The sequence below is a fragment of the Spirillospora sp. CA-142024 genome (assembly GCF_050942325.1).
In the GTDB taxonomy this organism is placed as follows: Bacteria; Actinomycetota; Actinomycetes; order Streptosporangiales; family Streptosporangiaceae; genus Spirillospora.
Genome location: NZ_CP192077.1, coordinates 1,761,613 through 1,783,278, shown reverse-complemented (window position 1 = coordinate 1,783,278; position 21,666 = coordinate 1,761,613). Strand labels below are relative to the sequence as shown.

The window sequence follows — 21,666 nt, the reverse complement described above, 5'->3', positions numbered from 1 at the left end:
TGCGGTCGAGGGGGGAGGGCCCGCGGGGCCCGGCGGGCCCCGCGGCGCGCGGTCAGCGCGCGCCGGTGATCATGCCGGCGGCGACGGTGTTGTTGGTGGCCTCGTCGATGAGAATGAAGCCGCCGGTGAGGCGGTTGCGGCCGTAGTCGTCCACGAACAGCGGCTGCGTCACGCGCAGGGAGACACGGCCGATCTCGTTCAGGCCCAGGCCGGCCGCCTGCTCGTCGCGGTGCAACGTGTTGACGTCCAGCCGGTAGTGCAGGTTCTTCACCAGCGCCTTCGCGGTGCGGGTGGTGTGCTTGATGACCAGCTTCGACCGCGGCGCGAGGGTGCTGTCCGGGGTCATCCAGCAGACCATCGCGTCGATGTCCTGCGCGACCTCGGGACGGTTGTGCGGACGGGCGATCATGTCGCCGCGGGAGATGTCGATGTCGTCGGCGAGGCGGAGCGTGACCGACATCGGCGCGAACGCCTCGTCGACCGGGCCGCCCGGCCCGTCGATGTGGGTGATCCTCGTGGTCAGCCCGGACGGCAGGTGCACCACCTCGTCGCCCGGCTTCAGCACGCCGCCCGCGACCTGGCCCGCGTAGCCGCGGTAGTCGTGCAGGTCGGGGTCGGTCGAGGCGTGCGGGCGGATCACGTACTGCACCGGGAACCGCACGTCGATCAGGTTGCGGTCGGACGCGATGTGCACGTGCTCCAGGTGGTGCAGCAGCGAGGAGCCCTCGTACCACGGCATGTTCACGCTGCGCTCGACGACGTTGTCGCCGTGCAGCGCCGAGATCGGGATGAACGTCAGGTCCGTCACCTCCAGCTTGGAGGCGAACGCCGTGAACTCGTCCACGATCTGCTCGTACACGGCCCGGTCGTAGCCGACCAGGTCCATCTTGTTGACCGCCACGACCAGGTGCGGGACCTGGAGGAGCGTGGTGAGGAACGCGTGCCGGCGCGACTGCTCCAGGATGCCCTTCCGCGCGTCCACCAGGATGATCGCCAGGTCGGCGGTGGAGGCGCCCGTCACCATGTTCCGGGTGTACTGGATGTGCCCCGGCGTGTCCGCGATGATGAACTTGCGGCGCGGCGTCGCGAAATACCGGTACGCCACGTCGATGGTGATGCCCTGCTCCCGCTCGGCGCGCAGGCCGTCGGTCAGCAGCGCCAGGTTCGTGTACTCCTCGCCCCGGTCGACGCTGGTCTTCTCGACCGACTCCAGCTGGTCCTCGAAGATCGACTTGGAGTCGAACAGCAGCCGGCCGATCAGCGTCGACTTGCCGTCGTCGACGCTGCCGGCGGTCGCGAACCGCAGGAGGTCCATGGTCTTCGCGGCGCCGGTCTTGGCGGTCTGGTCCGTGCCGGCCATCAGAAGTAGCCCTCCTTCTTGCGGTCCTCCATCGCGGCCTCGCTGGTGCGGTCGTCGGCGCGGGTCTGGCCGCGCTCGGTGATCCGCGTCGCAGCGATCTCCTCGATCACCTCGTCGAGCGTCGCCGCGTTCGACTTCACCGCGCCCGTGCAGGACGCGTCGCCGACGGTGCGGTACCGGACCGTCGCGTCGAACTCCGGCTCGTCGTCGCCGCGGTTCGCGTAACCCGTCTCGGCGTCCAGGAGCAGGCCGTCCCGCTCGAACACGCGCCGGGTGTGCGCGAAGTAGATCGGCGGAAGGTCGAGCTCCTCACGCCGGACGTAGTCCCAGATGTCGAGCTCGGTCCAGTTCGACAGCGGGAACACCCGGACGTGCTCGCCCTGGACGATCTTCGTGTTGAACAGGTTCCACAGCTCCGGACGCTGGTTCTTCGGATCCCACTGCCCGAACTCGTCCCGGAACGACACCACCCGCTCCTTGGCGCGGGCCTTCTCCTCGTCCCGCCGCGCCCCGCCGAACGCCGCGTCGAACTGGTTCTCCTCGATCGCGTCCAGCAGCGGCGTGATCTGCAGCCGGTTCCGGGACGCGCGGCGCCCCTTCTGCTCGGTCACCCGGCCGCTGTCGATCGCGTCCTGCACCGACGCCACGATCAGCCGGACGCCGAGCTCGGCGACCCGCCGGTCCCGGAACTCGATCACCTCCGGGAAGTTGTGCCCGGTGTCGACGTGCATCACCGGGAACGGGATCGGCGCCGGCCAGAAGGCCTTCTCGGCCAGGCGCAGCATGACGATGCTGTCCTTGCCGCCCGAGAACAGCAGCACCGGCCGCTCGAACTCGGCCGCCACCTCCCGGAAGATATGGATCGACTCGGCTTCGAGCACGTCTAGCTGGGACAGCAGGTAATCGCAACGCTGCATGGTCTGGGGCTCTCTCCACGCTGTTCTGGCAGATGCAACCGGTGGCACGGGACGGGCGCTCGCCTTCCCACCGGGTCGAACGCCGGCCCGCCGTGTTTCAGTCCCGTCCGTGGGGCGGACGGTCAGGGCAGGGCGCCGCCTGTTTCCCGTATGCCGGTCAGCAGCGTCGACGCCGACATGGGATGGCACACCAGGATATCCGGGAGCAGGGGGTCCTTCCGGTTGTACGCGAGCGCCGACCCGTCGATCCGGGACGCGTGCGCCCCCGCACCGAGCGCGACCGCCGCCGGCGCCGCCGAATCCCACTCGTACTGGCCGCCCGCGTGCACGTAGGCGTCCACCTCGCCGAGCAGCACCGCGGAGATCTTCGCCCCCGCCGACCCGATCGGCACCAGCTCCACGTCGATGCCGTCCGAGGGGGGACGACCCCCCACACCCCCCGGAACCGCCTTGGCCAGCCTTTGAGCAAGCTGCCGGACGAACTCGGGCGGGCGCGTCCGGCTGACGGCGATGCGGAGCTTGCCCGCGTCCGGCGCCGGAATGTGCAGCGGCACCTCACGCGGAAGCGTCTTGCGCCCGGCCTCGGGCCCGGCGGTGACAGGGTCGGGGTCGCCCATGTCCGTGCGGACGAGAGACGCACCACCCGTCGCGTCGGTGCGGAGCGTCAGGCCCTGCGCCGGCAGCGCCACCGCCCCGGCGACCAGCCTGCCGCCGTTCTCGTCGCGCTCCCAGAGCGCCACGTGGACGGCCCAGTCGCGGCGGCCCTCCTCGGAGAACTCCCGGGTGCCGTCCAGCGGGTCCACGATCCACACCCGGCGGGCGGTGAGCCGCTCGGCGTCCGCGGTGTTGCGGGTCGGGGCGCGGTCGTCGCCCTTCGACCGCTTCCCCGCGACCGACGAGCGCCCCTCCTCCGACAGGACGGCGTCACCGGGACAGCGCTCGGCGAGCGCCGCCATGAGGTACTCGTGCGCCCGCAGGTCGCCCGTGTCCTTCAGGGCCCGCGCGTCCGCGAAGCCCATCTCGTCCCGCACGCCCAGCAGCAGCCGCCCCGCCGTGCCGGCGAGCTCCGCCGCCAGCGCGTGGTCGTCCGCCGCCCCTGCCCAGGTCATTCGTCCATCACATTCCCGACTCGACTGGTCTGCACGGTCAACTTTCTCATGCATACCCGATGACACCGCGTGCCAGGGTCACCGTCCCACCCAGCGGACGGACCGGCGCGGGCCGGTGCGGGCTAGTACGCGCCCGAGCCGCGGAACACCGCCGACCAGGTCTTCCACATGATCTGGAGGTCCAGCGCAAGGGTCCAGTTGTCGACGTACCGCAGGTCGAGCCGGACCGACTCCTCCCACGACAGGTCCGAGCGGCCGCTGACCTGCCACAGCCCGGTCAGGCCGGGCTTGACCACCAGCCGCCGGTACACGTCGCCGCCGTACTGGGCCACCTCTTCGGGCAGCGGCGGGCGCGGACCCACCAGCGACATCTCGCCCCGCAGCACGTTGAACAACTGCGGCAGCTCGTCCAGCGAGTACCGGCGCAGCCGGCGCCCCACCCGCGTCACCCGCGGGTCCTGCCGGATCTTGAACAGCACCCCGTCGTTGTCGTTGGCGGCGAGCAGGTCCAGCCGCCGCGCCTCCGCGTCGGCCACCATGGTGCGGAACTTCAGGACCGTGAACTCGCGGCCGCCGCGCCCGACCCGGGTCTGCCGGAACAGCACCGGCCCCCCGGACATCTTGATCAGCACCGCGATCAGGGCGAGCAGCGGGCTCAGCGCCACGATCCCGGCCAGCGCCGCCACCCGGTCCACCAGGCCCTTGAGCACCTTGCGGCCGCCGTCCAGCTCCGGGTGCTCCACGTGCAGCAGCGGCAGCCCCGACACCGGCCGGATCGAGATCCGCGGTCCGGTCACGTCCATCAGCGCCGGCGCGACCACCAGCTCCACGTCGTTGCGCTCGATCTGCCACGCCAGCCGCCGCAGCGCCACCCCGTCCATCTCCGGGCACGCCAGCACCGCCACCGAGTCGGCGCCGATCCGGTCGGCAACCGCCGCCGCCTGCGCGAAGTCGCCCAGCACCGGGACGTCCTCGACCTCGGCGACCGCGTCGTCGCCCGAGGCCAGCGCCGGCGGCAGGCACACGGCCACGATGTCCATCCCGTGGTACCGCTTCTTCCGCAGCACCCGGATCAGGTCGGCCACGGACGTGCGGTGCCCCACCGCCACCACGCGCCGCATGCACTCGCCGTGCCAGCGCTTCCGGTGCAGCCACTTGCGCAGCCGGTACCGCGCCACGAACGCCAGGAACGTCCCCAGCGGCAACGCCATCACCACATAGCCGCGCGCCACATCGGTCTTGGTCGCGTACGCCACGATCGCGACGACCGCGGTGAGGATGAATCCGGCGCGCAGCACCCGGTGGAACTCCTCATAGCCGACGCCCACGTACCGGGGCTGGTACGCCCGGCACAGCACCAGCGTCGGGACCCACGCCAGCGGAAGCACCACGGTGAGTGCCACGTACGGCGCGTCCAGTTCCGTCGGCACACCGGGGAACCGGAGCACGAACGCGATCACACCGGCCATCAGCATGCTGGCGAAATCGAGGAACACCGCGAACCGGCGGTAGGATCCGCTCCAGTTCGGCGACGAGGTGCGCTTCTGGTCATGGCGGATCGATGACTCGGCCTGGACCTTGTCAACGACGGCCATAAACCACTCACCAATCCTCTGTAACACGCGCCCCGTCAGCGCGATTCACACCGAAGACGGTTGAACGCAGCCTGAGGTTCACATGCATCCTGAACCTCATTCGACCTGCATCTTACGGCCGCTTTGCCATGGTCACGGGTGGAACGCGGGCATCCGCCCGGCAATGCATGCGAACAAGGGTGGACGCGCACAAAACGGCGCCGTGGGCGGCCGATCACCGCCGGACCGGCGCGTCCGGCGGCCGGATCCGGTCACCCGGCGTGGAAGGCGTTCTGCGCTGCGGCCAGCCCGCCGGACAGCAGCGCCTCCACGGCGTCCGCCGCGCGGTCCACCTCCAGATCGAGGTCCTTGCGCTCCGCCGCGGAGAAGTCCTTCAGCACGAACGCCGCCGGATCCATTCGTCCCGGCGGCCGGCCCACCCCGAACCTCACCCGCAGATAGTCCTTCGTGCCCAGCGACTTCGTCACCGAACGCAGGCCGTTGTGCCCGTTGTCGCCGCCGCCCTGCTTCAACCGCACCGCGCCGAAGGGAATGTCCAGTTCGTCATGGACGACGATCAGCCGCTCCACCGGCACCTTGTAGAAATCGCGCAGCCCCTTCACCGGGCCGCCCGACTCGTTCATGAACGACCTGGGCTTCGCCAGCACCACCCGCGCGCCGGCGAGACGTCCCTCCAGCACGTCGGCCCGGGCCCGGTGCGACCTGAACTTCCCGCCGGCCCGTGCGGCGAGGACGTCCAGCACCATGAACCCCGCGTTGTGCCGGTTCTTCGCATACGAGGGCCCCGGATTGCCCAGCCCCACCACCAGCCAGAGATCCGTGCTCACCCGCACTCCTCACGCAGCAGAAAACCGGCACCGACAGAACACGGTCCCCGCCGGTGCGAACACCGGCGGGGACCGTGAGAAGACCAAGCGGCCCGCGTCCCGCGCGGCCGCGCCCGCGTCACTCGGCGGCGGACTCGCCCTCGCCCTCGGCGGCCGCACCCTCGGCCGGCGCCTCGGGCGCCTCGGCCGCCGCCTCGGCCGACACGGTCGCGTCGGTGATCTGCACGATCAGGATCTCCTCGTCGGCCACCAGCGTGGTGCCGGACGGCAGCTTGAGGTCCTTCGCCAGCACCTGCGAGTCGATCTCCAGCCCGGTGATGTCCAGGTCGACGGACTCGGGGATGTGCGTCGCCTCCGCCTCCACGGAGATCTCCACAACCGCCTGCGCGAGCCGGCCGCCCGGGATCACGTCGCCCACCACGTTGACCGGCAGGTCCACGACGACCTTCTCGCCGCGCTTCACCAGCAGCAGGTCGACATGCTCCAGGAACCCCTTGACCGGGTCGCGCTGGACGTCCTTCGGCAGCGCCAGCTCCGCGCCACCGGCGAGCCCCTCGATGGTCAGCAGCACGTTCGGCGTCTTGAGCGCCAGCATCAGGTCGTGCCCCGGCAGCGAGATGTGCTGCGGGTCGGTGCCGTGACCGTAGAGGACGGCGGGCACCTTGCCGGCCCGGCGGGTGCGCCGCGCGGCACCCTTACCGAACTCGGTGCGCGGCTCGGCGGCGATGCGTACCTCGGACACGACGAAAACTCCTCAGTTGTTGCGATCCACGGCCGTCCGGCACTGGACGTCCGCTACGGACAGAGCGAATCAGGCGTTGCTCGATGCGTCAGGCGCCTCGAAGATTCTTTTGCGTATCCCGGGGAGTGCGGCCCCTGTCCCGACACCGCACTGAACGACCCGGGGCATACGCGGTTGCACAAGTCTAGCCCAACACCGCGACGCCCAATGCCAAGGCCCTAGCTGTGGCCGCCGAAGAGACTCGTCACCGAACCGTCGGAGAACACCTCGTTGATGGCACGGGCGATCAGCGGCGCGATCGACAGCACGGTCAGCTTGTCGAACTGCTTCTCCTCGGAGATGGGCAGCGTGTTCGTCAGCACCACCTCGGAGATCCGCGAGTTCTTCAGCCGGTCCACCGCCGGGCCCGACAGCACGCCGTGCGTCGCCGCGACGACGACCTTCGTGGCGCCCTGGTCGAACAGCGCGTCCGCCGCCTTCACGATCGTCCCGCCGGTGTCGATCATGTCGTCCACCACGACGCACGTCCGGCCCTTGACCTCGCCCACGACGTCGAACACCTTGACCTCGTTCGCCACGTCCGGGTCGCGCTTCTTGTGGATGATCGCCATCGGAACGCCGCCGAGCCGGTCGCTCCACCGCTCGGTGACCCGCACCCGGCCCGCGTCCGGCGCGACGACCGTGACCTGGGAGGTGTCCAGCCGGCTCTCGAAGTGCTGCGCCAGCAGGTCCAGCGCGAACAGATGATCCACCGGGCCGTCGAAGAAGCCCTGGATCTGGGCGGTGTGCAGGTCGACGGCGATCAGCCGGTCCGTGCCCGCCGTCTTGAACAGGTCCGCCATCAGCCGGGCCGAGATCGGCTCCCGGCCGCGGTGCTTCTTGTCCTGCCGGGCGTAGCCGAAGAAGGGCGCCACCACGGTGATCCGCTTGGCGGACGCGCGCTTCAGCGCGTCCACCATGATCAGCTGCTCCATGATCCACTGATTGATGGGAGCCGTGTGGCTCTGGATCACGAACGCGTCGGAGCCGCGGACCGACTCCAGGAACCGCACGAACGTCTCACCGTTGGCGAAGTCGTAGGCGGACGTCGGCGTCAGGTCGACGTGGAGGTTGTCGGATACTTCCTTGGCCAGGTCCGGGTGGGCTCGGCCGGTGAAGAGCATCATCTTCTTCTGGCCGCTCGCTTTGATCCCACTCACCTCTGACAACTCCCCCTCAATGGAACTCTGCCTTATATGTGGGGTGTTGTCCCCACTCCCCGCGCACCACAACAAGACTCCGGTGCACGGTTCGCTCTGTTGTTCCGGAGGACGCCGCTGTCCCCCGCGTTCCCGCCGACGGCGGGGCGGTCCTCATCGGGCGCGCGCTACGGCGTGCCGTCCTCGTCCTTGGCCCGGCGGGCCGCCTCGGCCGCCGGCGTCCCCGGCCGCTTCCGCTCGACCCAGCCCTCGACGTTGCGCTGCCGCGCCCGCGCGACCGCCATCGCCCCCGGCGGGACGTCCTGGATGATCACCGAGCCCGCCGCCGTGTAGGCGCCGTCGCCCACCGTCACGGGCGCGACGATCATGTTGTCGCTGCCGACCTTCACATGCGACCCGATGACGCTGCGGTGCTTCTGCACCCCGTCATAGTTCACGAACACCGAGCTCGCGCCGATGTTGGAGTACTCGCCGATCTCGGCGTCCCCCACATAGGTCAGGTGCGGCACCTTCGTGCCCTCGCCGATGTCGGCGTTCTTCGTCTCGACGTACGTCCCGACCTTGGCCCCGCTCGCCAGCCTGGTGCCCGGCCGCAGGTACGCGTACGGCCCGACCGACGCCTCCGGGCCGACCTCCGCCCCCGCGCACACCGCGTTGATCACCGACGCGCCCGGGCCGACCGTCGTGTCGGTCAGCGTGCAGCCCGGGCCGACCCGCGCGCCCTCGCCGAGATGCGTGCGGCCGTGCAGCTGCGTTCCCGGGTGGATCTCCGCGTCCTGATCCGCGGTCACGCCCACGTCGATCCAGGTGGAGGCCGGGTCGATGATCGTGACACCGGCCCGCATGTGCGCTTCGAGGATCCGGTCGTTCAGCTGCCTGCGCGCCTGCGCCAGCTGGACCTTGTCGTTCACGCCCTGGGTCTCCACCCAGTCGGCGGCAAGGTGCGCGCCGGCCCGGTGCCCGTCCCCGCGCATGATCGCGACGACGTCGGTGAGGTACTCCTCGCCCTTGGCGTTGTCGGTGGTCACCCGCTTCAGCGCGTCCGCCAGCAGCGCCCCGTCGAACGCGTACATGCCGACGTTGATCTCGTTGATGGCGCGCTGTTCGGCGGTCGCGTCCTTGTGCTCGACGATCGCCTCGACGCTGCCGTCCGCGGCACGGATCATCCGCCCATACCCGGTCGCGTCGGGCATCTCGGTCGTCAGGACGGTGGCGGCGTTCCCCTCGTCCTCGTGCGCCTCGACGAGCGCCCGCAGCGTCTCGCCCCGCAGCAGCGGGTGGTCGCCGTTCGTGACCACCACGGTCCCGTTCAGCGCGCCGGTCTGCTCCAGCGCCATCCTCACGGCGTGCCCCGTCCCGCCCTGCCGGTCCTGGACGGCGGCCTCGGCGTCCGGCGCATGCTCGGCGAGATGCGCGACGACCTGCTCGCGCCGGTGCCCGACGACCACGACGAGCCGCTCGGGCTCCAGTTCGCGGGCGGCGGCCAGCACATGGCCGAGCATGGTGCGCCCGCACAGCTCGTGCAGCACCTTCGAGGTGCGGGACTTCATCCGGGTGCCCTCGCCCGCGGCGAGAACGATGACGGCGGCCGGGCGGCTCGCAGCGCTCACAAGGAGGCTCCTCGGCATCGCGGACGGGATCGGTTCACGGGCCCGCCACCTGCGACATCACGCCACGGCGAACCCGACACGGGCAGGATACCGCCCGCTCCCCACCTGTCACCCCGCCGCCCACCCCAAGGCGACCCTCTGGACATTTCAGGCAGTTCCGCCGCCAGGAGTCGAACCTGGAGTCTTTGGGACCAAAACCCACTGCGTTGCCAATTACGCCACGGCGGATCGGCAGGACCTCATCCCCGCCCGGGGCGCCTGCGAGGCCCACGATACCGGCCGTGGGCACACGACCCCACACCTATTACCTCGGCCTGCGCAGGGCGATGCCCGGAGTCTGCCTGTTTGTCGGGATCGGTTTAGAGCGTCCTGTGCGGGCAACCCATCTCGGTGTCGTCCGGCCCGAGCCAGGGCGCGGACGGCGCGGCGGTCTCCGCGGGGGCGGGCACGCCGCGGCACATGGGTCGAGCGCGCCGCAGGGTCGGCGGCACATCCAGGGATCCTTTGCCGCCGGTCGAGCGTTCGTCCTGGTGAGGGCCTTCCATGCGCCCTTCCGCGGCGGGCCGGTCGTTGTCTGTTTCGCAGGAGAGTTTTGTGGCGTATGAGGCAGTTTCTCGCTGATTTTACCGTTCGCCACTGGGCAACTTACGGATGCGTAGGTTACGTTGGCGTAGGTAAGGCTGCCCCGAGTCGCAGGAAGTGGTGACGCATGACAACAGCCCCGACCATGGATCCTCCCCGCCCGCAGGGGCGTCCCGAACTCGCGCCTGACACGCAGGGCAACGCCGAACGGGCGCTCGTCGCCGCGTTCACCGGTCTGCCGTTCCTGGCTCTGTTCGCGGCCGTGCCGCTCGTCTGGGGCCGGTTCCTCGGCTGGACGGACGTCGTGCTCACGATGGTCTTCTACGTGCTGTCCGCGGCGGGCATCACGGTCGGATACCACCGGTACTTCACGCACGGGTCGTTCAAGGCCAGGCGCGGGCTGAAGATCTTCATGGCGCTGGCCGGGAGCATGGCCATCGAGGGACCGGTCATCACGTGGGTCGCCGACCACCGGCGGCATCACAAGCACTCGGACAAGGAGTTCGACCCGCACTCGCCGTGGCGGTTCGGCAACGACTGGAAGGCGCTGACGAAGGGGCTGGCCTGGGCGCACTACGGCTGGCTGTTCGACGCCAACAGGACGTCCAAGCAGCGGTTCGCCAAGGACCTGCTGAACGACCGCGACATCCGGCGCATCCACCTGGCCTTCCCCGGGCTGGTCGCGGTGTCGTTCCTGCTGCCGGCGGTGATCGGCGGGCTGGTCTCGATGTCGTGGACGGGGTTCCTGACGGCGCTGTTCTGGGCGGGGTTCGTCCGGATCACGCTGGTTCACCATGTGACGTGGTCCATCAACTCGATCTGCCACACCTTCGGCAAGGAGGAGTTCGAGGTCCGCGACAAGTCCCGCAACGTGTGGTGGCTGGCGATCCCGTCGCTGGGCGAGTCGTGGCACAACCTGCACCACTCGGACCCGACCTGTGCACGTCACGGCGTCCTGAAGGGGCAGGTCGACATCAGCGCGCGCATCATCTGGGCGTTCGAGAAGATGCGCCTGGCCCATGACGTCCGGTGGCCGAACCGCGACAGGCTGGCGGCGAAGCGCACGAAGCAGGCGGTTTGACCGTCACAATTGATCCCGTGACAGAACCCGCTCCCAGGCCCCGCAGAAAGCGGATGACCGGTAAGGAACGACGCGAACAGCTTGTCGACATCGGCCGGACGCTGTTCGCCGAGCGCGGCCTGGACGGCACGTCGGTGGAGGAGATCGCGTCGGCGGCCGGTGTCTCGAAGCCCGTGGTGTACGAGCACTTCGGCGGCAAGGAAGGGCTGTACGCGGTCGTCGTCGACCGGGAGTTCGAGCGGCTGCTGAAACTCGTCACGGACGCGCTGGACTCGGCGATCCACTACCGCAGCAAGCTGGAGAAGGCCGCGCTGGCACTGCTGGAGTACATCGAGGAGCACCCGGACGGGTTCCGGATCATCGTGCGCGACTCGCACGGCGGCACGGGCACCGGCAGTTACGCGAGCCTGCTGAGCGAGATCGCCGGCGAGGTGGAGTACATACTGGCCCAGGAGTTCGACCGGCACGGGTACGACGACAAGTTCGCGCCGCTGTACGCGCAGAGCCTGGTCGGCATGGTCGCGTTGACGGGCCAGTGGTGGCTGGACGTGCGCAAGCCTCGCCGGGAGGATGTCGCCGCGCACATAGTGAACCTGGCGTGGAACGGGCTGGCGGGGCTGGAGCCGAAGCCGTCGCTCGACCCGCGCCAGCGCCGCAAGGAGCTGGAGCGCATGGAGAAGCGTGCGGAGAAGGCCGCGGCGAAGGCGGAGAAGGCCGAGGAGCGGGCGGCGGCGAAGGCCGAGAAGGCACAGCGCAGGGCACAGCGTGATTTCGAGGAGATCCCCGACCCGTCAGCGTGACGGCTGCAGGAATTCGAGCCGGTTGCCGACCGGGTCGTCGGCGTAGAGCCGGCGGTGCCCGGGAAAGAGATCGTCCGGCCTGGTCTCGTGGCCGGCGGCCTGCAGGCGCGCGGCGAGGGCGTCCAGGTCGTCGGCGAGCAGCCCCGGATGGGCCTTGCGGGCGGGCCGGAAGTCATGCTCGATGCCGAGGTGGAGTTCGACGCCGGGGCCGCGGAACCAGGCTCCGCCGCGCTTGGCGAGTTCCGGCGGCTTGGGGATCTCGTCGAGTCCGAGGACGCCGGAGTAGAAGGCGCGGAGCCGGTCCTCGCTGCCGGGCGGGGCGGCGAGCTGGACGTGGTGGACACCGGTGATCATGGTCGCCTCCGGAGGGTGCGACCGGCGGCCGCCCGGAGTTCGTCCGGGTGGCCGCCGGCCAGGGGTCGCCGGTCTCGGGTCGCGAGTCCGGGTTCTGCGGACGCCGCCCGTCCGTCCGGGTTGGCACCGCAGGGGAACGAGTCGCTTCCCCCGGCGGGCCGGGCGGCATCGCGTCTAGGGCCTCCGGGTGGCGATCACGAAGATCCTCCGGAAGGGGAACACGGTGCCGTAGGGGGCGGCGGGGTAGGCGCGCCGGAGCCTTTCCCGGTAGTCGGCGAGGAACTCCTCGGTCTCCTCGGGGTCGAGTGCCGTCAGGACGGGTCGCAGCGCGGTCCCCTTGACCCATTCGAGGACGGGGTCGTCGCCGTGGAGGACTTGGGCGTACGTGGTCTCCCAGGCGTCGACGGCGCATCCGTGGCGGGTGAGGAGGTCGAGGTAGCCGGCGGGGTCGAGGACGGGCGCGTCCCGCTGGAAGGACCCGAGCTTGCCGCGCCACCTCTCGGAGCGGCCGAGCTCGCGCAGCAGGACGTGGCTGGGCGCATCGAAGTTGCCGGGGACCTGGAAGGCGATTCGTCCGCCGGGCGTGAGGGCGTGGGCCCATCGGGGCAGCAGGTCGAGGTGTTCGGGGACCCACTGGAAGACGGCGTTGGAGAAGACGAGGTCGACGGGTTCCTCGGGCTTCCAGGTGGCGACGTCGGCGACGCGGAAGGCGAGCCGTCCCGGGATCTCGTGCTCGCGGGCCTTGGCGATCATCTCGGGTGAGCCGTCGAACGCGTCGATGACGGCGTCCGGCCAGCGGGCGGCGAGGGTGGCGGTGAGTTCGCCGGAGCCGCAGCCGAGGTCGGCGACGCGGGCCGGCGGGGTGCCGCCGAGGCGCCCGGCGAGTTCGGCGAAGGGCCTGGCGCGCTGATCGCTGAAGATCCCGTACTGCGCGGGATCCCACACGGCTTCGCTTTCTCTTGACATCAAGAGACATCTTGCCCGACCCGTATCTTGATGTCAAGAGTCTTGGCGCGGCCCAGTCGGTCGACGGATGCGACCGCGCCTGCGCTGTTCCTAGGCTCCTCGGCATGACGAACAACAGCGGATGGGCCCTGGCGCTCGGCCCCGGCGGACCGGTGGGAACGGCATGGCTGCTCGGCCTCGCGGCCGGACTGCGCGAGGCGGGCGTGGAACCGGCGGACGCGGGGCTGGTCGTCGGCACCTCGGCGGGCGCGATCGCCGGCGCCGCGATCACCACGGGACGGGATCTGGCGGCGCTGGCCGAACTGCCGCCGGCCGGTGGTCCGCCTCCGGCGGTGGACGGCTCGGTCATGGCGCGGGTGTTCGAGCTGGGCCGCGACCCGGCGCTGGATCCCGGCGAGGTCAGGCGGCGGATCGGCCGGCTGGCACTGGACAATGGGGCACTGCCCGCGCAACGGCACCACGCGAGCATGAGCTACCTGGTGGGGACGGACAGGTGGCCCGAGACCCGGCTGCTGATCACCGGGGTCGAGGTGGAGTCGGGCGAACCGGTCGTGTGGGACGCGTCGAGCGGCGTCCCGCTCTCGCTCGCGGTCGCCGCGAGCAGCGCCGCGCCGGGTTTCGCCGAGCCGGTCGCGATCGGCGGGCGGCGCTACCTGGACGGCGCGTTCGCGGGCTGGTCCAACGAGGAACTGGCGAAGGGGGCCGGGCCGCTGATCGTCATCGAGCCGCTCCCCCACATGTCGCACGGCGGCGGGGACGTCCGGATCGTCCCGGACGAGCGGGCGCTGGAGGTGTTCGGGCCGAACGTCGGCGACCGGTCCCGGTGGGCCCCGGTCTACCGGGAGGGGGTCCGGCAGGCGCCGGAGGCGGCGGAGCGGATCGCCGGAGCGCTCGCCCTGCGTCGCTGATCGGCACCGGCTTTCTCGATATCAAGACAGGTAGGGTGTCGGCATGCGCGATGAGGTCGACAGGCTGGTCGAGGCGTGGAACACCGAGCGTCCGGACCTGGACGTCCGGCCGCTTCAGGTCCTCAGCCGCGTGTCCCGGCTGGCCCGGCACCTCGACCGCGCGCGCCGCGCGGTGTTCGCGGACCACGGCCTGGAGTCGTGGGAGTTCGACGTCCTCACGGCGCTGCGCCGGGCGGGCGCCCCGTACCAGCTGAGCCCCGGACTGCTGCTGCGCGCGACGCTGGTGACGTCCGGCACCATGACCAACCGCATCGACCGGCTGGCCGCGGCCGGGCTGGTCGAGCGACACCCCGATCCGCAGGACAAGCGCGGCGTCCAGGTCCGCCTCACCGACGCGGGCCTGACCCGCGTGGACGCGGCCTTCGCCGACCTGCTGGCCCGCGAGCAGGAGATCCTGGAGACCCTCTCCCCCGACCAGCACGACGCCCTCGCCGCCCTCCTCCGCACCCTCCTCATCCCGTTCGACGCTTGATCTCCCAGGGGGGCGACCCCCTGGAACCCCCGTCACGAGCTGGGGGTTCTTGGTCAAGGGGTCAGGGTGGTCTCCAGGGCGGCGGCCAGGCCGCAGAGGTGTTCTTCGGCGCCGGCGGGGCCTATCAGCTGGACGGACGCCGGGAGGTGTGAGCCCGGCAGGGGGACGGGCAGGGCGAACGCGGGGAGGCCGGCGACGTTGATCTGGCCCACCAGCGAGGTGAGGACGAGATCGGATTCGTCCGCCTCGCCGGGTTCGGGGGCGACGCAGGGCAGCACGGGCAGGGCGATCGCCGCGTGCCGGGTGAGGATCGCGTCCAGTTCGGCCCTGAGCGCCTTCTTCACGCCGAGGGCCCAGTCGAGCTTCCCGGCGCCGGACACCTCGTGCATGGTCTGGAGGCGCCTCGCGATTCGTCCGCTCAGCTTGGCGGGTTCGGCGAGCAGGTGCCCGTCCAGCCTCCACGCCTCGTCGCTGATGATCATGCCGTTGGCCGTGGCCGCGTCGGTGTAGTGCTCGGACGTCACGTCGGTGACGGGGCCGAGGCGGCGCAGCGCGTCGTCGACGGCGGCGTCGATCGCGGGGTCGACGCCGTCCACACGGAGGCGCGCGATCGTCCCGGACGGGTCGTACGGGACGGGGGCGAAGCCGGGTTCGAGCAGCGTCATGCCGAGGACGACGGCGGCGACGTCGCGGCCCATCGGCCCGACGATGTCCAGGGTCGGCGAGAGCGGGTACACGCCGTCCAGGGGGATGCGGCCGTTGGTGGTCTTCAGCCCGGCGATGCCGCAGCAGGCGGCGGGGATGCGGACCGACCCGGCCGTGTCGGTGCCGAACGCGACGTCGGCCTCGCCGGTGGCGACGGCGACCGCGGAGCCGCTGGAGGAGCCGCCCGGCACGCGGGACGGGTCGAGCGGGTTCACCGGCGTGCCCGTCCACGGGTTGACGCCGTCGGCCACCATGCACAGCTCGGTGAGGTTGACCTTGCCGGCGATGCGGGCGCCCTGCGCGCGGGCGGACGCGACGACGGGCGCGTCGGCGGCGGCCGGTCCGGCGCGCTCGGCGACGGCCCGGCAGCCCGCGGTGGTGGGCAGGCCGGCGACGTCGATCGCGTCCTTGACTGCGAGGCGCGGGCCGTCGCCCGGCTCGTCCGTCCTGATGATCCAGGTCGTCATCCAGGGATGATCCCCGCTCCGACCCAGATTTTCCAGCCGTGCCGGTCAGGTGCCGGTCAGCCGAGATCCTCGGCGAGCATCAGCCACTCCTCCTCGACCGTGGCGGCCTCGGACTGGATCTCCTTGAGCCGGGCGTCGAGCTCCTGGAGCTTGGCGTAGTCGGTGGCGTGCGCGGCGAGCTGCTCGTGGAGGTCGGCCTCCTGCCCGGCGAGCTTCTCCAGGCGGCGTTCCAGCCGGTCGAGCTCCTTGCGGGCCTTCCAGTCCTGTCCGCCGGCCTTTGGTTTCGGGGGCGCCGGCTCGTCCCGGGCGGCGCCGGGTTTGGGCGCGGTCCCGGCCGCGCGGCGTTCGAGGTACTCGTCGACGCCGCCGGGCAGCATCGACACCCGGCCGTCGCCGAGCAGCGCCACGACGTGGTCGGTGATGCGTTCCAGGAAGTACCGGTCGTGGCTGACGACGACGAGCGTCCCGGGCCAGCCGTCCAGGAGGTCTTCGACCTCGGTGAGCGTCTCGATGTCGAGGTCGTTGGTGGGCTCGTCCAGGAGGAGGACGTTGGGTTCGCCCATGAGAAGGCGGAGAATCTGCAGACGGCGGCGCTCGCCTCCGGACAGGTCGCCGACGGGCGTCCACTGCCGGTCGCCGGGGAAGCCGAGCCGTTCCAGGAGCTGGCTCGCCGTCCATTCGCGCTTGCCGACCGTGATGCGGCGGCGGATCTCCTCGACCGACTCCAGGACGCGCCGCGAAGGGTCGAGTTCCTCCAGGTTCTGCGACAGATGCGCGAGCTGGACGGTCTTGCCCTGGACGACCGTGCCGGAGGCGGGCCGCACCGAGCCGTCGAGCAGGCGCAGCAGGGTGCTCTTGCCGCTGCCGTTGACGCCGACGAGTCCGACGCGTTCGCCGGGGCCGAGCCGCCACGTCATGCGCTTGAAGAGGTCACGGCCGCCGAGTTCGACGGTCGCGTCCTCAACCTCGTAGACGGTCTTGCCGAGCCGCGCGGTCGCGAACCGGGTCAGCTCCACCGAGTCGCGCAGCGGCGGCTCGTCGGCGATGAGCGCCTGCGCGGCGTCCACCCGGAACTTGGGCTTGGACGTGCGGGCCTGCGGGCCGCGGCGCAGCCACGCCAGCTCCTTGCGGAGCAGGTTCTGCCGCTTGGCCTCGGTGGCGGCGGCGATCCGGGAGCGCTCGGCCTTGGCGAGGACGTAGGCGGAGTAGCCGCCCTCGTAGCGTTCGACGCGGCCGTCGACGACCTCCCACGTCCGGTCGGTGACCTCGTCGAGGAACCAGCGGTCGTGGGTGACGACGAGCACCGCGACCTTGCGGTCCTTCAGGTGCCGCGCCAGCCAGTCGATCGCCTCGATGTCGAGGTGGTTGGTGGGCTCGTCCAGCATCAGCAGGTCGGACTCGGGGACGAGGAGCCGGGCCAGCGCGACCCGGCGGCGCTCCCCGCCGGACATCCCGGCGAGCGGAGCGTCCAGGTCGAGGTCGGCGAGCAGCCCGCCGAGGATGTCGCGGACGCGGACGTCGCCCGCCCACTCGTGCTCCGCGCGGTCGCCCAGCACCACGGACCGGACCGTGGCGCCGTCCGGGAACGCATCCCGCTGGGTCAGGTAGCCGAGGCGGACCCCGCGCGCGTGGGTGACGCGGCCGTCGTCGGGTTCGGTCTCCCGCGCGAGGACGGACACGAGGGTGCTCTTCCCACCGCCGTTGCGGCCGACGACGCCGACGCGGTCGCCCTCGTCCAGGCCGAGGGACACGGCGTCGAGCAGCGGCTGGGGCCCGTAGGCCTTGGCGACGTTCTCAAGGTTGATCAGATTCACGACGCCTGCAGTTTATTAGCCCGCGGAGGCCCCCCGGAGCGGCCGGGCCTTCAGACACCCGGCGGCGGCCCGCCCGGCGCCCCCGGCGGACGGTAGGCGGTCCCGCTCTCCCGCCGCTTCCGCGCGGTCACGGCCACGATCACCACGATCACCGGAACGGCGACGACCGCGGCGAGGACGATCAGGATGAGAAGGATCTCGACCACGCCGGGGCCCGCCATGCTCACGATACTCACGCTCCAGGTGGCGGGCCCGCCGGCCCGCCCGGCTGACCAGGCTGATCAGCCTGACCCGGCTGATACGGCTGGCCCGGCTGATACGGCTGGCCTGGCTGATCGGGCTGTCCCTGCTGACCCGGCTGACCGAACTGACCTGGCTGATACGGCTGGCCCGGCTGGTCGGGCTGACCCGGTTGATACGGCTGGCCGGACTGGCCTGGCTGATACGGCTGGCCGGGTTGACCCGGCTGACCGAACTGACCTGCCTGATCGGGCTGTCCCGGCTGGCCCGCCTGATACGGCTGGCCCGGTTGGTAGGGCTGGCCGGGTGGGAGGGGCTGGCCGGGTGCGCCGGGTGGGCGGTAGGCCGTGTCCGTGCGCTTCCGGGAGCTCGTGACGAGGACCACGACGAGGACCCCGGCGCCGATGAGGACGACGAGGAAGATGATCGCGAGGAGAAGCGCGGCCGTCATGCTTTGTCCGCCAAATCGTGGTTGAAGCCGGGACACCCCGAGCCTACTGGCCGCCCGCCTCCCCCTGCACGACCTTGCGGGACACGACCGTCCCGGAGCCGGCCGTCCCTGGTCCGGCCGTGCCCGGCCCGCCTGTGCCGCCCACGACCTTGTCGGGCGCGTTGCGGCTGAGGGCCCGGTCGCGGCGCACGGCCAGCAGGACCAGCGTCGCCATCATGGCGAGCGCCACGAAGCCCAGCAACCCGGACAGATACGTCATCGCTCCACCTCGCCGGATGAATCGGTGCCGGAGGGAATCGGTGTCACGGGTAGATGACGCGCAGTGTGGGGGTGAAGTTCGCTTGTGTGACGAGCGCAGCTACCGCCGCGCGGTCATACCAGTGTGGCGCCGGGGACAGGGCCGTGCGCCCGGACGATCTGCTCCGCGACGCCGGCGCCGTGCAGCGCCTCCGCGAGGCCCACGGCGTCGTCGTCCGTCTCGGCGAGGAACGCGCAGGTGGGGCCGGAGCCGGAGACGAGCGCACCGATCGCGCCGAGATCGCGTCCGGCGTCGATCGTGCGGCGCAGCGACGGGCGCAGCGACAGCGCCGCGGGCTGCAGGTCGTTCGACAGGGTCGCGCCGAGCCCCTTGGGGTCGCCGGTGGCGAGCGCGGTCATCAGCCCCTCGGACACGGTCGGCCACTGCGCCGCCTCGTCCGCCTCCAGCCGGAGCCGGTCGCACTCGGCGTAGACGGCGGGGGTGGACAGGCCGCCGTCCGCGGTGGCGAACACCCAGTGGAAGGTTCCGCGGGTGAGGGCGGGGGTGAGCCGCTCGCCGCGCCCGACGCCGACGGCGGTCCCGCCGAGGACGGCGAACGGGACGTCGCTGCCGAGGTCCGCGCCGATCTCCATCAGGTCGTCGCGGGTGAGCTGATCCCGGTCGTCCCAGAGCCGGGCGCAGGCGACGAGCGCGGCGGCGGCGTCGGCGCTGCCCCCCGCCATGCCGCCGGCGACCGGGATCGCCTTGCGGATCCGCAGCCGGACGTCCGGCCGGACGCCGAGGCGCTCCGCGACGAGCCTCGCGGCCCGGGCCGCGAGGTTGTCCTCGTCGGTCGGGACGCCGCCGATCGCGACGCGCGAGTGCGGGGCCGCCTGGACGCTCACCTCCAGCCGCCCCGACGGCTCGGCCGTCACCTCGTCGAACAGGGACACGGCGTGGAACACGTTGACGAGGTCGTGGTAGCCGTCATCGCGGAGCGGTCCCACGCCGAGCTGCAGGTTGACCTTGGCGGGGACGCGTACCGTCACTGCGTTCACGACGGAAACCCTAGAGGACGCCTACCCGCCACTGGTGACGGGTAGGTTGCGGGGGTTGAAGTAGGGCGTGGTGGCTAGCTCGCGCAGGGCGGACGTCGCGTGCTTGTCACCGGTCACCGAGTACGCGCGGCGCTTGTCGCGGGCGTCCTCGGCCTGCTCGTCGGAGTTGAAGTACACGACCGCCTTGACCTGCGGGTCCTGCAGGGTCTTGGCGGCCGCGCGGAGCCAGTCGGCGCGGCGCGGGCCGTAGGACTTCGGCACCCCGAACTCGGCGATCATGATGGGCTTGTGCCGCTTGCGCGCCCACTCCATGAACAGCTTCACGGCCTCCGACAGGTCGCGGTAGTCGTAGTCGCCGCCGGGTGCGGCGTCGGCGCAGATCCAGTCGACCTGGTCGTCGCCGGGGTAGTAGGAGCCGGCGTCCGCGCCGCTGAAGCCGCGGGCAGTGGGGCACCACACCCACGCGACGTTGTCGACGTTCTCCCGCTTGAAGATCTCTCGCAGGTGCTTCCAGGCGGCGATGTAGTCGGCCGCCGAGTGGACGCGTTTCCGGCCGGACGACTTGTCCATGTCCCGCGACCAGCGCAGGAAGACCGGTTTGCCGAGGGCCTTGATGGCGCGGGCGCGCTGTTCGATGAGGTCGTCGTACTCGCCCTGGGCGATCTCCCGGGTGTCCGCGCCCGCCCAGGTCAGCAGCAGGTAGCGGTTGCCGTCGGCGACGGACTTCTCCAGCCCGCCGGGGAAGTCGCTCTTCCAGCCCCGGTAGCTCTGCACGATGTCCAACTGCCGGCCGAGCTGGTGCTCGAAACCGGCGACGGGCGCCATGCCGGGCTTGCCGGCGTCCTTCCCGGACGGCGACGCCGAGGGAGAGCCGGACGGGGAGTCCGACGGAGACGCCGAAGCGGAGGCGGACGGCCTGCCGGTGCCCTCCGGCGGCACCCAGGCCCCGAAGTAGGCCCCCTTCGCCGGCGGGACGGGGGCGACGCCCGCCCGCGCCGTCGTCGTGATCTTGGGTGCCGCGCCCGCGCCGTCACCGCAGCCCGCGGCCATCGTCGCGACCATGCCGACGGCCGCGAGCAGCGCCGTCCCCACGATCGGCAACCTGGCCCGCGACGTCCGCGAACGCGCCTTCACATCGACCTCCGGCTCGTGCTGATCCGCTGAGTTCCCCCGAGGGAGCCTTCGCCTAGGGTGTCTGAGGGTGATCTTCCCGGCGTGAAGGACCATACTCGGCAATCCGGGCGAAGGCGGCCACGTCCAGCGCTTCGCCCCGGATCCGCGGGTCGACGCCGGCGGCGCGCAGCGCGTCCTCGGCGGCGGACGGGGACCCGGCCCACGCTGCCAGAGCCGCCCGCAGCGTCTTGCGGCGCTGCGCGAACGCGGCGTCGACCACGGCGAACACCTCCTCCCGGGACACCGCGCCCGGCGGCCGGTCACGGCGGGTGAACGCGACGAGGCCGGAGTCCACGTTCGGCGCGGGCCAGAACACGGCGCGGCCGACGGCCCCGGCACGGCGGGCGTCGCCGTACCAGGCGAGCTTCACCGACGGCACCCCGTAGATCTTGCCCCCGGGCGCGGCGGTCATCCGGTCGGCGACCTCGGCCTGCACCATGACGAGCGCGGTCCGCAGCGACGGCAGCACGGCCAGCAGGTGCAGGACGACGGGCACGGCGACGTTGTAGGGCAGGTTCGCGACGAGCGCCGTGGGCGCCGGCCCCGGCACGTGTGTGATCTTCATCGCGTCGGCCCGCACGACCTCCAGGCGTCCCGCGAGATCGGGCTCGCGCGCGGCGGCCGTGGCGGGCAGCTCGGCGGCGAGCGCCGGGTCGATCTCCACGGCGACGACGCGACGCACCTCCGGCAGCAGCGCCAGCGTGAGCGACCCCAGCCCGGGCCCCACCTCAAGGACGACGTCCTCGGGAGACAGCTCGGCGACCCGGACGATCCGCCGGACGGTGTTCGCGTCGATGACGAAGTTCTGCCCGAGCGTCTTCGTCGGCCTGATGCCGAGCCGCCCGGCCAGCTCCCGCACGTCGGCCGGCCCGAGCAGCCCTCTGGTCTCCCCCACGCCCCGATTCTCCCCTGTCATTCCCGGGGGACGTCCCCCAGGA

General features: G+C 71.5%; 22 protein-coding genes and 1 tRNA gene. 4 read left to right on the top strand and 19 right to left on the bottom strand.

Features of this window, described 5'->3' with window-relative positions:
• Positions 1–52: 52 nt before the first annotated feature.
• From ACQPZP_RS08715 to ACQPZP_RS08675, 9 genes are all read right to left on the bottom strand, one after another.
• Positions 53–1,315, bottom strand: a complete 1,263-nt coding sequence (locus ACQPZP_RS08715) for a sulfate adenylyltransferase subunit 1 (RefSeq protein ID WP_433479571.1) — start codon at positions 1,313–1,315, stop codon at positions 53–55.
• Between the two features lie 44 nt (positions 1,316–1,359).
• A complete protein-coding gene (cysD, locus tag ACQPZP_RS08710) occupies positions 1,360–2,277 on the bottom strand; it encodes a sulfate adenylyltransferase subunit CysD (RefSeq protein WP_433477115.1) in 918 nt (305 codons plus the stop codon).
• A 122-nt stretch (positions 2,278–2,399) separates the two neighbouring features.
• Complete coding sequence (locus ACQPZP_RS08705; RefSeq protein WP_433477114.1) at positions 2,400–3,386, bottom strand: 3'(2'),5'-bisphosphate nucleotidase CysQ; 987 nt, start codon at positions 3,384–3,386, stop codon at positions 2,400–2,402.
• A 122-nt stretch (positions 3,387–3,508) separates the two neighbouring features.
• Positions 3,509–4,981: a sugar transferase gene (locus ACQPZP_RS08700; RefSeq protein ID WP_433477113.1), complete on the bottom strand. Its 1,473-nt coding sequence runs from the start codon at positions 4,979–4,981 to the stop codon at positions 3,509–3,511.
• A gap of 251 nt (positions 4,982–5,232) precedes the next feature.
• A complete protein-coding gene (gene pth, locus ACQPZP_RS08695) occupies positions 5,233–5,808 on the bottom strand; it encodes an aminoacyl-tRNA hydrolase (RefSeq protein WP_433477112.1) in 576 nt (191 codons plus the stop codon).
• A gap of 118 nt (positions 5,809–5,926) precedes the next feature.
• Positions 5,927–6,550, bottom strand: coding sequence for a 50S ribosomal protein L25/general stress protein Ctc (locus ACQPZP_RS08690; protein ID WP_433477111.1), 624 nt, complete (start codon positions 6,548–6,550; stop codon positions 5,927–5,929).
• 218 nt (positions 6,551–6,768) lie between these two features.
• Positions 6,769–7,749 carry a ribose-phosphate diphosphokinase gene (locus ACQPZP_RS08685; protein WP_433467183.1) on the bottom strand — a complete coding sequence of 327 codons (981 nt, stop codon included), beginning with the start codon at positions 7,747–7,749 and terminating at the stop codon, positions 6,769–6,771.
• Positions 7,750–7,916: 167 nt separating this feature from the next.
• Positions 7,917–9,359 (bottom strand): bifunctional UDP-N-acetylglucosamine diphosphorylase/glucosamine-1-phosphate N-acetyltransferase GlmU, encoded by a 1,443-nt coding sequence (gene glmU / locus ACQPZP_RS08680; RefSeq protein WP_433477110.1) that lies wholly within the window; start codon positions 9,357–9,359, stop codon positions 7,917–7,919.
• Between the two features lie 155 nt (positions 9,360–9,514).
• Positions 9,515–9,587: transfer RNA gene (locus tag ACQPZP_RS08675), tRNA-Gln, on the bottom strand.
• A gap of 481 nt (positions 9,588–10,068) precedes the next feature.
• Between ACQPZP_RS08675 and ACQPZP_RS08670 the strand changes: the two genes are divergently transcribed.
• Both ACQPZP_RS08670 and ACQPZP_RS08665 read left to right on the top strand, forming a co-directional pair.
• A complete protein-coding gene (locus ACQPZP_RS08670; protein ID WP_433477109.1) occupies positions 10,069–11,022 on the top strand; it encodes an acyl-CoA desaturase in 954 nt (317 codons plus the stop codon).
• Between the two features lie 17 nt (positions 11,023–11,039).
• On the top strand, positions 11,040–11,822 hold the full coding sequence (locus ACQPZP_RS08665) for a TetR/AcrR family transcriptional regulator (RefSeq protein ID WP_433477108.1): 783 nt from the start codon (positions 11,040–11,042) through the stop codon (positions 11,820–11,822).
• On the opposite strand, the gene ACQPZP_RS08660 is transcribed toward ACQPZP_RS08665, so the two are convergent.
• Complete coding sequence (locus tag ACQPZP_RS08660; protein ID WP_433477107.1) at positions 11,814–12,176, bottom strand: VOC family protein; 363 nt, start codon at positions 12,174–12,176, stop codon at positions 11,814–11,816. The genes ACQPZP_RS08665 and ACQPZP_RS08660 overlap by 9 nt on opposite strands.
• A 174-nt stretch (positions 12,177–12,350) precedes the next feature.
• Complete coding sequence (locus tag ACQPZP_RS08655; protein WP_433477106.1) at positions 12,351–13,142, bottom strand: trans-aconitate 2-methyltransferase; 792 nt, start codon at positions 13,140–13,142, stop codon at positions 12,351–12,353.
• A 104-nt stretch (positions 13,143–13,246) separates the two neighbouring features.
• Here ACQPZP_RS08655 and ACQPZP_RS08650 point away from each other — a divergent pair, with 104 nt between their 5' ends.
• Both ACQPZP_RS08650 and ACQPZP_RS08645 read left to right on the top strand, forming a co-directional pair.
• A complete protein-coding gene (locus tag ACQPZP_RS08650) occupies positions 13,247–14,050 on the top strand; it encodes a patatin-like phospholipase family protein (RefSeq protein ID WP_433477105.1) in 804 nt (267 codons plus the stop codon).
• 43 nt (positions 14,051–14,093) lie between these two features.
• Positions 14,094–14,582 carry a MarR family winged helix-turn-helix transcriptional regulator gene (locus tag ACQPZP_RS08645; RefSeq protein WP_433477104.1) on the top strand — a complete coding sequence of 163 codons (489 nt, stop codon included), beginning with the start codon at positions 14,094–14,096 and terminating at the stop codon, positions 14,580–14,582.
• 53 nt (positions 14,583–14,635) lie between these two features.
• On the opposite strand, the gene ACQPZP_RS08640 is transcribed toward ACQPZP_RS08645, so the two are convergent.
• The 8 genes from ACQPZP_RS08640 to rsmA all read right to left on the bottom strand — a co-directional run bounded on the left by ACQPZP_RS08640 (position 14,636) and on the right by rsmA (position 21,623).
• Positions 14,636–15,754, bottom strand: a complete 1,119-nt coding sequence (locus tag ACQPZP_RS08640) for an amidase (protein WP_433477103.1) — start codon at positions 15,752–15,754, stop codon at positions 14,636–14,638.
• A gap of 56 nt (positions 15,755–15,810) precedes the next feature.
• The gene (locus ACQPZP_RS08635; protein ID WP_433477102.1) at positions 15,811–17,568 is read right to left on the bottom strand and encodes an ABC-F family ATP-binding cassette domain-containing protein; all 1,758 of its coding nucleotides are present in this window, start codon (positions 17,566–17,568) and stop codon (positions 15,811–15,813) included.
• 50 nt (positions 17,569–17,618) lie between these two features.
• Complete coding sequence (locus tag ACQPZP_RS08630; RefSeq protein WP_433477101.1) at positions 17,619–17,795, bottom strand: hypothetical protein; 177 nt, start codon at positions 17,793–17,795, stop codon at positions 17,619–17,621.
• 5 nt (positions 17,796–17,800) lie between these two features.
• Positions 17,801–18,259 carry a hypothetical protein gene (locus ACQPZP_RS08625; RefSeq protein WP_433477100.1) on the bottom strand — a complete coding sequence of 153 codons (459 nt, stop codon included), beginning with the start codon at positions 18,257–18,259 and terminating at the stop codon, positions 17,801–17,803.
• A 43-nt stretch (positions 18,260–18,302) separates the two neighbouring features.
• Positions 18,303–18,518, bottom strand: a complete 216-nt coding sequence (locus ACQPZP_RS08620) for a hypothetical protein (RefSeq protein WP_433477099.1) — start codon at positions 18,516–18,518, stop codon at positions 18,303–18,305.
• A gap of 113 nt (positions 18,519–18,631) precedes the next feature.
• Complete coding sequence (locus ACQPZP_RS08615) at positions 18,632–19,555, bottom strand: 4-(cytidine 5'-diphospho)-2-C-methyl-D-erythritol kinase (protein WP_433477098.1); 924 nt, start codon at positions 19,553–19,555, stop codon at positions 18,632–18,634.
• 21 nt (positions 19,556–19,576) lie between these two features.
• On the bottom strand, positions 19,577–20,689 hold the full coding sequence (locus ACQPZP_RS08610) for a glycoside hydrolase family 26 protein (protein ID WP_433477097.1): 1,113 nt from the start codon (positions 20,687–20,689) through the stop codon (positions 19,577–19,579).
• Positions 20,690–20,741: 52 nt separating this feature from the next.
• Positions 20,742–21,623 (bottom strand): 16S rRNA (adenine(1518)-N(6)/adenine(1519)-N(6))-dimethyltransferase RsmA, encoded by an 882-nt coding sequence (gene rsmA, locus ACQPZP_RS08605; protein WP_433477096.1) that lies wholly within the window; start codon positions 21,621–21,623, stop codon positions 20,742–20,744.
• Between the last annotated feature and the right edge of the window lie 43 nt (positions 21,624–21,666).